This window comes from uncultured Mailhella sp. (assembly GCF_905187505.1).
Classification (GTDB): Bacteria; Desulfobacterota; Desulfovibrionia; order Desulfovibrionales; family Desulfovibrionaceae; genus Mailhella.
Genome location: NZ_CAJJIC010000072.1, coordinates 1 through 11,287 on the forward strand (window position 1 = coordinate 1; position 11,287 = coordinate 11,287).

Sequence of the window (11,287 nt, forward strand, 5' to 3'; positions counted from 1 at the left end):
GGTGATCTTCTTCTGCCGTTCCGGCAGAAGAACGGATAAGGCCGCCGACGAACTCAAGGCCCTTGCGGGCGACACGCAGGCCTGGCAGATGGAAGGCGGTCTCAACGGCTGGATGAAGGAAGGCCTGCCGGTGCGGCACGAGAAGACGGGCATGCCGCTGTTCAGGCAGATTCAGATAGGCGCGGGGTCTCTTGTGCTGCTCGGCATACTGGGCAGCTGGATATGGCATCCCATGTTCTGGCTGTCCGCCTTTGTGGGGGCGGGGCTGGTGTTCGCCGGAGTCACGGGCTTCTGCGGCCTCGGGCTCCTGCTGGCGAAAATGCCGTGGAACAGACGCTGATTGTCGGCATTCGAATGTGAAAACGCCGGAAGATGTTCTTCCGGCGTTTTTGCGTCTTCCCAAGAAGAGGGGCGAGGGGGCATGCCCATGTCGCAATGAGCGCAGAGCGGCGTTCTTTTGAGCCTTCTTTGTTCAGGGGCGCGTGATTTTTTTCCTTCCCGTCCGGAAAAGGAAGGAGCCGAGAGCAAGACACGCACAAGCGCCGACTACGATGATCAGTGCGTTTTCCAGACCTTTTTCATGCGCGATGAAGCCGAGCATGGGCGGGAAGAAGAGAAGGCCGCTGTAGGAGAGAATGGAGACGACGGCGCTGGCTCTTCCCGCGCTGATGCCGGGGCAGCTTCCCGCGCGGCTGAAGAGCGTGGGCACGATGGGAGAAAGGCCTGCGCCCATGAGCGCGTATCCTGCAAGGCATGCGGCGGGCAGGGGGGAAAGCAGCACGAGCAGCATTCCGGACAGAGCCAGCAGCGAGCCGCCGAGCATGAGGATGAAATCGCTCAGCGTGCGGCGCAGGCTGTCGCCGAAAAGACGGCAGAGCACGGTGGTGACGGAAAAGGCCGCGAACACGAGCGCGGCGGTGTGTTCTCCGGCGCCTTTGACGGTGAAGAGCAGAAGGCTTCCCCATTCGGCCACGGAGCCTTCAGAGGAGTAGGCAAGCATGGCAAGGATGCCGCAGACGACCACGAACAGGGGAGGGATGCGGGAAGGTTCCTTTCTTTCGGCGGTTGAGGAGGGAAGGTCGTCGATAAGCCGAGGCGAGGCCCATGGCCGGCCGCAGGCGTAAAGCGCCAGAATGCAGACGGCATTGAGGAACGGACTCAGGCCGAGTCCGGCAAAGGCGGCTCCGGTCAGCGAGCCCGTGACGCCGCCCAGACTGTAGGCCGCGTGCATGAAGGACATGCACGAGACGCGGTGGCGCTGCTCTATTTGAATGCCCTGCGTGTTCATGGCCACATCCGCAAGGCCCATGCTTGCGCCGGTGAGCAGGCATCCTGCTCCGAGCTGAAGGGGAGTGCGGGCAAGACAGCACAGGGGAATGGCGGCAAGAAGCACGAGGGAGGCCCTTTTCAGAATGAGGCGGCTTCCCCAGCGGGCGATGAGGTGGCTGCTGCTGAACAGGGCGGCGAGACTGGACAGTCCGAGACACAGCAGAAGAAGTCCGATCTGGGACTCGTCGGCCCCGGTCTGGATCTTCAGCGCCGGCAGTCGTGAGGTGAGCAGGCCGTAGGAGAGGCCGGGGCAGAGAAAGAAATACGCGCATGCCGCGCGGGCGGCGGAAAGTTCTGTCCGTTTCATGTGATCGCAGCCTTGACGGGTTGTTCGGTTCGGATGGCGCCGGAAGACTTTTCTCCGGCGGTTCCCGAGCGTAAACTACCGGGTAACACAAGGGTCAAGGAGAAAAGCGTGGGGAACAGAACTTTTTTGAACATCGGGGAATTTGCCAGACTGTGCCATACGACCAAGGAAACGCTCCTGCACTATGACAGAAAGGGGCTGCTCAGACCGGACCACGTGTCCGGGAACGGCTATCGACGCTACGGCATGAAGCAGTTCTTCGATTTTGATCTCATTTCACTTTTGAAGGAAACCGGCAGCACGCTGGAGGACATACGCAGACACAGGGAAAGCTGCGGACAGGAAGGATGCCTCGGCCTTGTCGCGGAGCGCATTGTCGTGCTGGAAAGAGAGCAGGAGCGTCTTGCCCATCGTCTTTTCATGCTGAAGAGTCTGGCGGCCATGGCCGGAGAAGCGGTTTCCGCCGAGTACGACCGCATTTTTTTCGAGCGCAGGAGTGCGGCGGACATTCTTGTCTATCCGGTGGACTCGGAGAAGATCGCGGGCCGGGAATCGAGTGTGGAGTGCTATTCCCGGTGCCTGATGCAGAGCCTCATGGATGGCAACGCCATTGATCCGCCGCTCGGCGTGATCATTCCCCTGGAGTATGCCCGGGAAGGGACCTTCCGCATATGCAGCATCTTTACTGCGGCATGGCAAAGATCCGGTCTGAAAAATTCCGGGCGAGTGGATGAGGGCGAGTATGCCTGTCTTTTTCACAGGGGAGACATGTAAAGTCACGCGCAGGCTTTTTTGCGGATGATGGAGGAGCTTTCGGACAGGGGCGTGAAGATCTGCGGGGACGTGTATGCCTATGATCAGATGAACTACGTGCTCGCGCAGAAGGATGACGACTATGTTGCAAGATACATTGTGCGGGTAGAGAAGCACGGTTCGTGACCGGAAGGCGAGATCCGGCGCAAGGCCGGATCAGCCTTTCCCGGTTCTTGCGCCGGCGGCAGGTCTGCGTCGTTCAGCGCAGCGTGGGGTCGAGCCGGTCGCGCAGCCAGTCGCCCAGAATGCAGGCCGAAAGGGTCACGCAGAAAATGACCGTGCCGGGAGCGACGGATATCCACCAGGCGTTGATGAGATAGTTGCGGCCTTCGCCCAGCATGGCTCCGAGACTGGTCAGGGGCGGCTGTATGCCGAGTCCGAGGAAGCTGAGGGAGGATTCGAGCAGAACGGTGCTCGGGAAGTTGAGCGTGAACTGAACGATGAGCACGCCGGCTATGTTGGGAAGTATGTGCCGGAGGTAGATGCGCAGCGGAGAGGCTCCCATGGCCCGCACGGCGGCCACATATCCCCGGGCCGAGGCGGAACGGGCAAGTCCCCGGGTGAAGCGGGCAAAGCGCTCCCAGCCGTTCAGTCCCATGACGGCGATGAACAGGCCGAGGCTGTTGCCGAGAAAGGCCAGAATGGCCAGGGCGATGAGCACGAAGGGCATGGAGGCCTGAAAGTCCACCAGCATCATGACTATTTCGTCGGTCCAGCCTTTCCTGTGCGCCGCAAGAAATCCCAGAATCGTGCCCAGGGTGCAGGAAATGAGCGTTCCTGCGAAGGCGACGAGCAGACTGATTCGCACGGCGTAGAGCAGGCGGGAGAGAATGTCCCTGCCGAGAAAGTCCGTGCCGAGGAGTCCGGATTTTCCGCCCAGCCATACGGGCGGACTGAGTCTTGAGGCAAGATCCTGAGCGGCGTAGCCCGTGGGCGCGAGCTGTTCGGCGAAAAGGCCGCAGAGAAAGAGCGCGGCAAGAAGGAACGCGCTTATGACGACGAGCAGCGGATAGCGCACCGGCGGGGTGCAGCGGAAGTCGTCGGCATCGTCGTGCTGGGTGAGGGAAGAGCGTTCGTCGGCAGACGGCGGCACATTCATGGAAGCGGCGTCAATGACTTTGTTCATGGCGTTGTCCTTGTTCAGTTTCCGGCCCGTTCGGAGCGGATGCGGGGATCAAGCCAGCCGTAGGCCATGTCCACCAGCAGGTTGCAGATGATCATGCTGGCCGCGATGATGAGAACGATGGTCTGCACCACGGCAAGGTCGCGGTAGTTGACCGACTGGACGAGAAGACGGCCTATGCCGGGCCAGGCGAACACGGTTTCCGTGACCAGCGCGCCTCCGATGACGGAGCCGAGCTGGAGGCCGAGAATGGTGATGACCGGTATGGCGGCATTGGGCAGAACGTGACCGAATATGAGTCTCGGCACGGAAAGTCCCTTGGCTCTTGCGGCCATGATGAAGGGCTGGCCCAGCACGTCGAGCACGGCTGTGCGGGTAAAGCGCGCCACGATGCCCGCCGTGGCCGTGCCCAGCGTGATGACGGGCATGATGAGATGTTCCGGCGTGGCGGAACCGGAGCTCGGCAGCAGTCGCAGCTTGAGCGAGAAAAGCAGGATGAGCAGTATGCCGAGAAAGAAGTTCGGCATGCTGTAGCCCATGACGCTGACCGAGGTGGCGAGCCTGTCGAGGAACGTGTTCCTGCGGAAGGCCGCACACAGACCGAGAGGAATGCCGAGGCACACGGACAGCGCAAACGAGCACAGTCCGAGCCTGAGCGTGGCGGGGATGCGTTCCGTCACCACGTCCAGCGCCGGGCGGGAGTCGCGGAAGGAGTAGCCGAGATCGCCGTGCCCCACGCTGACGAGGTACTTTGCGAACTGCTCGGGCAGCGGACGGTCCAGTCCCCAGGCCGTGCGGTAGGCGTCCTTGACTTCCTGCGGGACGTCGTCGGGAAACATGACTTCCGTGGGATCTCCGGAAATGCGGAGAATGAGAAAGGTGAACGTGACCACCAGAAACATGGTCAGAAGCGCGCGAAGCGTTTTTCGCAGAATGAAGAGAAGCATGGTCACATGATTCCTCTATCGGCAAAAAGTTCCGTAAGAACACGGCCCTGCATCCGTTCCGGCACGGGCACGCCGAGCATCGTGAGCACGGTGGGCGCGATGTCGGGCAGCGCGGAGGGCTTCAGGCTTTCGTAGCGGGGGCGCAGGAGTTCTCCTCCGGCAAGGAGCAGCGGGTTCATTTCACGCTTTCCGCATCCACCGTGAAAGCCGATCTTCACGGATCCTGAGGGGGCCGCCGGGCCGCCGTTCGTGCCGGCAAGCGTGAATCGTATCTGAGGGCCGAGAGCGTGGCTGCAGCGTGTGCCTGAGAGGGGTCGAACGCCCGGGACGGGAAAGCGCTGCAGCAGGGCGTCGGCAAGGAACACGTCATGACAGAGCGGCTTCAGCGCATCGAGCAGGGCGCGAAGGGGCTTTTCCCCGCACGGCCCGTCCAGCCGGGCATGACCGCTGGAGGCGTTCAGAATACGAAAGGTCGAGTCGTCCATGACGGCGGTGATCGCCTGTCCGTCCTCGGAAACGCGCGTGTTGAACCCGGCCGCGCGCAGCGCTTCGGGAAGGTCGCGCTGTTCCCCGGCGTCGTCCATGCCGTGGTCGGCCATGAACAGAAGCTGCCAGCCCTGTTCCCTGCCCTTTTCTTCCCACCAGGCCATGACTCGGCCGCACTGCTTGTCGATGACCGAAAGTGCCCTGTCGTGCTGTCTGCTTCGGGTGCCGAAGAGATGACCGGCCATGTCCGGCTCGGGAAGCCAGCAGAGCGCGGCATCGGGGCTGTCCGCCTCTATGCGTCCGAGCAGCACGGAAACGGTATACGCCATGAGCGCCGGAGAATAGGTGCCGTCAGCCTCGCGCACGGGAGGAACGGGGCCGAAATCGCGCACCATGTTCCCGTAGCTGCCTTCCGGCGTGCACAGGGACGGCGTGCGCACGACAAGCCGCGTATGACCGAGGGCTGCCGCATTCCAGTCAAGAAGACAGCAGCACCCGTCGGAGGCGGCAGCCACGGTAAGAAGGCTTCGGCCCGCTCCGGCAAGCGCTCTGCCGAGGTTAGGAACGGGCGGGACGCAGGGGGCAAGTTCGCTCAGCCGTTTTTTCCATTCCCGCAGATCTTCGGGAAGCCCGCTGTTGAAAAGGCGTCCGTCCGGGGGAAGGAACTGATAGTTGGCCGTGATGCCGTGTCGTTCCGGCCAGCAGCCGCTTGTCAGCGAAGAGGCGCACACGCGCGTTTCGCTGGGGAAGACGGAACGCGCTGCGGGAACGCTCGTCCACTCGCGGGCGAAGGCTTGCAGGTTCGGTGTGAGCCTGTCGCTCAGCATGTCGCCGCAGAAGGCGTCCAGCACCATGATGAGAACGCGGGACTTCATGCCGCAACGCCTCCGTTCCGGCAGGGACCGATCAGCGAAGGATCGTTGAGCAGAACGGCCGAAGCGCCGAGCTGACGCAGACAGGCGATGCGGGGAAGGGTGATGTCTCCGCAGCCCTGCTCCCTCGCTCCGGCCATGACCCAGAAGGGGCGGCCTTCGGCAAGGCGGACGAGACGCGGATCGGCCGTAAGATCCTCCTCCCAGAAGCGGACCAGAGTGCCGCCTGCGGCGTAGAAGTCGGGGATTTCCTTCGTGTGCGCGAGAAAGCCCAGAATGGGACGTCTGGCATCCATCTTCCGCCATTCCTTCACCTGCGGGGTGCAGCGCAGTCCGAGAGTCACGGCGTCTTCGGGGACGGACATGGACACAAGAAGCGCGTGTATTTTCGGCAGCGCGTCCGGGGCCTTCACGTCGAGAAGCAGGCGGCCCTTGCGCTCAACAGCGAGGGCGAGTGCTTCTTCGAGCAGGCAGAGATCGCGTCCCGCGTCGCAGAGCGTCTGACGGATGTCGGAGAGCGGCGTCCTGGCCACGGATTTTTCCGAACGGGCCAGGCGTTCCAGCGAGGCGTCGTGCAGGCATACGGGCACGCCGTCGGAAGAAAGGCGTACGTCGGTTTCCACGGCCAGCACGCCGAAGTCGTAGGCGGCCGCGAAGGCGGCAAGAGTGTTTTCGGGAAAACGTGCGGAGTAGCCCCGATGGGCTATGGGAAGAAGCGGATGCATGGCGGATGTCTCTGAGGGATGGTTTCAGTCGGTTTCGGGATAGTGACAGGCAACGCGGTGAAAGAAGGGGGACGAAGACTGCGTGCCGGGCGCGGGACGCAGTTCGGGGACAAGACGGCGACAACGTTCATGAGCGCGGGGACAGCGTTCGATGAAACGGCAGCCGGGCTGAATTTCAAGAGGACTCGGCGGTTCGCCCTTCAGTGGGGGGGCGTGGCGCTTCGCGCCGGGAACCGGTACGGGATTGGCGTCGAGAAGCGCCTTCGTGTAGGGATGAGCGGGATGGGAAAAGATGACGTCCACGGCCGCTTCTTCCACGATCCTGCCGAGATACATGACGGCCACGCGGTCGCATACGGTTCGCACCACGCCGAGATTGTGCGAAATGAACAGATAGGAGACGCCGGTTTCGGCCTTCAGGTCTCCGAGGAGGTTGACCACCTGCGCCTGAATGGAAACGTCGAGTGCGGACGTGGGCTCGTCGCAGACAATGAGCCTGGGCCGGGTGATGAGGGCACGTGCCACCACGGCGCGCTGTCGCTGTCCTCCGGACAGCTCGTGCGGATAGCGGGCGGCCATGTCCGCGTTCAGTCCCACCTGAAGCAGCGTTTCGTGCACGCGTTCGTGGATGAGCCGGGCGTTTCCTTCGCCGTGTATGCGCAAGGGTTCGGCTACCTGTTCGCCTATGGACAGCCGGGGATTGAGCGTGCCCGCGGGATCCTGAAAAATGACCTGAAGATTGCGGCGCAGATGAGAAACCGCTTCCTTCCGGCGCCGGCGGGAAAGGGTGCCGTCGGGAATGCGCTGTCCTTCAAACCACACTTTTCCCTCGGTAGGGGCAAGCAGGGCGCTTGCCATGTTGCCCACGGTGGATTTGCCGGAGCCGCTTTCGCCGACGAGCCCCAGCGCTTCTCCGGGCATGATGGAGAAGGAAACGCCGTCCACGGCGCGCACCTTGCGGCGCGGACCGAACAGACCGTCGCGTCCGGCGTCGAAGGTGCGTACAAGGCGGCAGGCCTGGAGCAGGGCTCCATGGTCGCCGGGACATTCAAATTCACTCATGAGGCCCTCCCGAGCACGTTTTTGTGGCAGGCGCACAGATGTTCGTCTTTCCCGTCGGCGCAGAAGCCCGGTCCTTCCTCCAGCCTGATGAGCGGAGGCACGCTTTTGGAACATTCGGCTGCGGCCTCGCGGCAGCGCGGCGCAAAGGTGCAGCCGGGCATGGCTTCGGTGAGCGGAGGCACCGTGCCGGGAATGGCCTCCAGCCTGCGCACGGTGATGTCGGTGCGGGGACAGGCCCTCAGCAGCGCGCGGGTGTAAGGGTGCGCCGGATGAGAAAAGAGTTCCTTTACGGGAGCGTTTTCCACGATGCGCCCGGCGTACATGACGGCCACGCGGTCGGCCGTCTGCGCCATGACGCCGAGATCGTGCGTGACGAGCACCACGGCCATGCGGCGCTCTTCGGAAAGATTGCGCAGAAGATCGAGAATCTGGGCCTGCGTGGTCACGTCGAGCGCGGTGGTGGGCTCGTCCGCAAAAAGGAGGCGGGGATTGCAGGCCAGAGCCATGGCTATCATGACGCGCTGGTTCATGCCGCCGGAAAGCTGATGCGGATACTCGTCCATGCGTCTTGCCGAATCGGCGATGCCCACGCGGCGCAACAGCTCCCGGGTGCGGTCCCTGAGTTCGTGCCGGGAGGCATTCGGATGGGCGAGACGCAGCGATTCCGCGATCTGGCTGCCGATGCGCCGTATGGGATCGAGACAGCTTGACGGATCCTGAAATATCATGGCGAGGGTTCGGCCGCGGAGACGGCGGCGTTCCGACTCCGGCAGGTCGAAGAGCTCGCGGCCTTCAAGGTGCACCGAGCCGGCAACGTGCGAAAAACGTTCCGGCAGAAGACCCATGACGGCCATGCAGGTGACGCTCTTGCCGGAGCCGCTTTCTCCGGCAATGCCTGCAATTTCGCCCGGACGCACGTCGAGGCTGACATGACTTACGGCCCGGACGATGCCGCGAGGACTCCAGAAACGGACGCTGAGATTACGGATGGAAAGCAGCATGACGCGTGTTCCTGAAAACGGCGTGCGTCCTCGGACGCACGCCGGCAGGCGTTATCTGGCGGAAAAGCTCAGATTGTAGGGGCGAAGGTCCATGTAGTAGAAGCTGTAGGGCTTCCAGTGCACGGATTTCTTCACGCCGTAGCTTTCAAGAGGCTGATACAGCGTCATGCCGGGAGTCTCGTCTTCCCACAAATCCAGCATCTTGCCGAAGATGGCCTTGCGTTCCGCCGTGTCGGAGGTGCGCTCGAGCTCCGCAATGAGCTTGTTGAATGCTTCGGTTGCAGGACCGGTCCAGCTCTTCCAGGAAGTCTGGGGAGCGCCGTTGGCCCCCCAGAGCACGGCAAGAGAGCCGAGCGGGTCGGGGTAGCGGTTGGAGTTGGACCAGTTGCGGATCATGACGTCTTCATTCTTGACGGCCTTCCAGTTTTCAATGACCTGGAGCTTTACGTTGAGTCCGACGGTCTTCCACATTTCCTGCATGATCTGGGCGGCGGAAAGGGCGTTCACGTAGTAGTTGGCCTGGGTATACATGACGATGGGCTCGCCGCGGTAGCCGGCCTCCTTCACGAGAGCTATGGCCTTTTCCGGGTCGTACGTCTGACCGGGGCGGGAAGGATCGTACATGTCGCCGAATTCGGGGAACTGATGCCCGTTGGGAATGACGGCCTGACCGCCCCAGAGCGCGTCGTTGAGCGCCTTGCGGTCCACGGCCAGGGAAAGGGCCTGACGGATTCTCTTGTCCTTGAGCGGTCCGGCGCTCGTGTTGAACACAAGCATGTGCGTGTTGGAAAGCACCACGCTGCGCACGTCGATGTCGGGGTAGGCGGCCAGCGTGGAGAGCTGGTCGGGCGGAAGATTGGCGATGATGTCGAACTCGCCGCTCACCAGACCGCTGATGCGGGCGGCCACTTCGGGCACCATGCGGAAGGTGACCCTGCGGGCCGTGGGCCTGCCGCCGTAGTAGTCGTCGTTGGCGTCGAGAACGATGCTTTCGCCGGAGTTCAGGCTCCTGAGCTTGTAGGGGCCGGTTCCCACGGGGGCGCGGCCGAACTCGTCGAAGCCGAGCTTCTCATAGGCGCGCTTGTTCACGATCCAGCTGGCCCAGGAGGACAGGCGGTGTTCGAGCAGCGTGTCATAATATTTGGTATAGATGCGCACGGTGTAGGGATCCACGGCTTCGATGCGGTCGAAGATGGAGAAGTAGGCCTTGCCCTCCGGTGCGGGATAGTCGGGCTTGAGCATGCGCTCGAAGGTGAACACCACGTCGTCGGCGGTGAGCTCGTCGCCGTTGTGGAATTTGACGCCCTTGCGCAGGTGCAGTTCCATGCCGTTGTTGTCGATGCGCTTCCAGCTTTCGGCAAGTCCGGGAACGAGCTTTGCCGCCGTGCCGGATCCGTCGGCCAGAAAGTCGCGACGGATGAGCGTATCAAAGATATTGTAGGTAATGCGGGTTCCCATGTTGGAAAGTTCCTTGGAAGGCTCCAGTCCTTCGGGAATTTCCGCCACGGCAACGACAAGCTCCGGACGGGAATCGGCGGTCGCGGCGGACGCGGAAAGAGGCGCAAAAGCGCACAGCATGGCCGCTACGGCGAATCTCAGCCAGCGGGAAGCGGGAATCATGGTTTTCCTCCATAATGCGTTAGAGCTGTTCCAGATGGACGGCCTTTGAAAATACCGTGAGCATCATCGCCCGGGCGTCGCCCGTCGTGTTTTTTCTTGAAATTTTCAAAGGTTCAAACCGATCTGAAGGATCGTGCAGAACATTAGTTGCGTCATTTGAAGCACGCGTGACGTCCTGATGACATTTTCATGACGTTTAAAAAGGAAAACGTTACACGTTCGTCATAAAAAGGTGAGGATAACCATCCGGCATTCTGGAAAAAAAAGAACAAGCTGACGGGAAAGTCGAGGGTGCTGTGGAAATTTTGGGCGGGAGGAGAGACGCTGCGCACGGCGTCTCTTCTTTTGCGGAATCTGTTTCTGGCGTCCTTTGCTCAGCTTGCTGAATAAAGGACATGTCCGGTCGTCGGGCGGCGGCGATGGGACACTTTGAGGACTGCGGAAAGGACGGCTCTGCGTCGGCGTTGCCCGAGAGATGGACATATGCCCCGGAAGCGGGGGCACGGCGCATCGTTGCCGCAGCTAAGAGAGGAAGGACGGCGGACGCACGAGGCATGAACGGCGGAGTTTGGAAATCGAACGCTCGAAGGTGATGAAAAAAAGACGGCAACCGGTGTGAAAAAAATAAAAGTATCGATTTATTTCCATTGTCTTTTAGCTATGAAAGCTTTTTACGATTTTTAAAGCATTAAATACGTGTTCAATAAGATGTATATTTGTCAATTTGAATGTTTTATTTATATGAAATAATATGTAGATCGTGTGCTTTTTCAGCATTTTTATAGATGCTTGCTTATTATTTTTTTGATGAATATGAAAATTTTGTTTCATTATATCGGTGTAATGTTTTTTAATATTGAAAAATTTGAATCATATAATAAAAATTTGTTTATTTTTGTAATTAATATATTAAATTTTAGTAATATGCTGAATTAATAGTAGGAATGTAATGCTTATAAGATAATTGGTTTAAACTTTTTATTATATATAAATATTTTACAG

General features: G+C 60.6%; 9 protein-coding genes and 1 pseudogene. 2 read left to right on the forward strand and 8 right to left on the reverse strand.

Translation table 11 applies throughout. From position 1 onward, the window contains the following. Positions 1-340: rhodanese family protein (locus QZZ60_RS07505; protein WP_295640034.1), on the forward strand; the 340-nt coding region annotated here is incomplete at its 5' end. A 132-nt stretch (positions 341-472) separates the two neighbouring features. Here QZZ60_RS07505 and QZZ60_RS07510 read toward each other — a convergent pair. After that, positions 473-1,660: pseudogene (locus QZZ60_RS07510) on the reverse strand (MFS transporter); the annotation flags it as partial. 84 nt (positions 1,661-1,744) lie between these two features. Here QZZ60_RS07510 and QZZ60_RS07515 point away from each other — a divergent pair. Beyond that, positions 1,745-2,410 (forward strand): MerR family transcriptional regulator, encoded by a 666-nt coding sequence (locus QZZ60_RS07515; protein WP_295640036.1) that lies wholly within the window; start codon positions 1,745-1,747, stop codon positions 2,408-2,410. A gap of 238 nt (positions 2,411-2,648) precedes the next feature. Here QZZ60_RS07515 and QZZ60_RS07520 read toward each other — a convergent pair whose 3' ends face one another. Genes QZZ60_RS07520 through QZZ60_RS07550 form a run of 7 tightly spaced genes read right to left on the reverse strand, consistent with a single transcriptional unit; the run spans position 2,649 to position 10,285 of the window. Next, positions 2,649-3,575 carry an ABC transporter permease gene (locus QZZ60_RS07520; RefSeq protein WP_295640040.1) on the reverse strand — a complete coding sequence of 309 codons (927 nt, stop codon included), beginning with the start codon at positions 3,573-3,575 and terminating at the stop codon, positions 2,649-2,651. Between the two features lie 14 nt (positions 3,576-3,589). Continuing rightward, on the reverse strand, positions 3,590-4,519 hold the full coding sequence (locus QZZ60_RS07525; RefSeq protein ID WP_295640056.1) for an ABC transporter permease: 930 nt from the start codon (positions 4,517-4,519) through the stop codon (positions 3,590-3,592). Between the two features lie 2 nt (positions 4,520-4,521). Next, the gene (locus QZZ60_RS07530; protein WP_295640042.1) at positions 4,522-5,880 is read right to left on the reverse strand and encodes an alkaline phosphatase family protein; all 1,359 of its coding nucleotides are present in this window, start codon (positions 5,878-5,880) and stop codon (positions 4,522-4,524) included. Beyond that, positions 5,877-6,602 carry a glycerophosphodiester phosphodiesterase family protein gene (locus QZZ60_RS07535; protein WP_295640045.1) on the reverse strand — a complete coding sequence of 242 codons (726 nt, stop codon included), beginning with the start codon at positions 6,600-6,602 and terminating at the stop codon, positions 5,877-5,879. Before QZZ60_RS07535 ends, QZZ60_RS07530 begins: the two co-directional genes overlap by 4 nt. 24 nt (positions 6,603-6,626) lie before the next feature. Continuing rightward, positions 6,627-7,664 (reverse strand): ABC transporter ATP-binding protein, encoded by a 1,038-nt coding sequence (locus QZZ60_RS07540; protein WP_295640047.1) that lies wholly within the window; start codon positions 7,662-7,664, stop codon positions 6,627-6,629. Next, positions 7,661-8,665: an ABC transporter ATP-binding protein gene (locus QZZ60_RS07545; protein ID WP_295640050.1), complete on the reverse strand. Its 1,005-nt coding sequence runs from the start codon at positions 8,663-8,665 to the stop codon at positions 7,661-7,663. The genes QZZ60_RS07540 and QZZ60_RS07545 overlap by 4 nt, the downstream gene beginning before the upstream one ends. Positions 8,666-8,716: 51 nt before the next feature. Beyond that, entirely contained in the window at positions 8,717-10,285 is a 1,569-nt protein-coding gene (locus tag QZZ60_RS07550) for an ABC transporter substrate-binding protein (RefSeq protein ID WP_295640053.1), read from the reverse strand. Positions 10,286-11,287: the final 1,002 nt, after the last annotated feature.

Bases quoted from the DNA above. Each gene is read 5' to 3' on its own strand.
- QZZ60_RS07550 (WP_295640053.1), bottom strand. From the start codon at position 10,285: ATGATTCCCGCTTCCCGCTGGCTGAGATTCGCCGTAGCGGCCATGCTG.
- QZZ60_RS07530 (WP_295640042.1), bottom strand. From the start codon at position 5,880: ATGAAGTCCCGCGTTCTCATCATGGTGCTGGACGCCTTCTGCGGCGAC.
- QZZ60_RS07535 (WP_295640045.1), bottom strand. From the start codon at position 6,602: ATGCATCCGCTTCTTCCCATAGCCCATCGGGGCTACTCCGCACGTTTT.
- QZZ60_RS07545 (WP_295640050.1), bottom strand. From the start codon at position 8,665: ATGCTGCTTTCCATCCGTAATCTCAGCGTCCGTTTCTGGAGTCCTCGC.
- QZZ60_RS07540 (WP_295640047.1), bottom strand. From the start codon at position 7,664: ATGAGTGAATTTGAATGTCCCGGCGACCATGGAGCCCTGCTCCAGGCC.
- QZZ60_RS07525 (WP_295640056.1), bottom strand. From the start codon at position 4,519: ATGCTTCTCTTCATTCTGCGAAAAACGCTTCGCGCGCTTCTGACCATG.
- QZZ60_RS07520 (WP_295640040.1), bottom strand. From the start codon at position 3,575: ATGAACAAAGTCATTGACGCCGCTTCCATGAATGTGCCGCCGTCTGCC.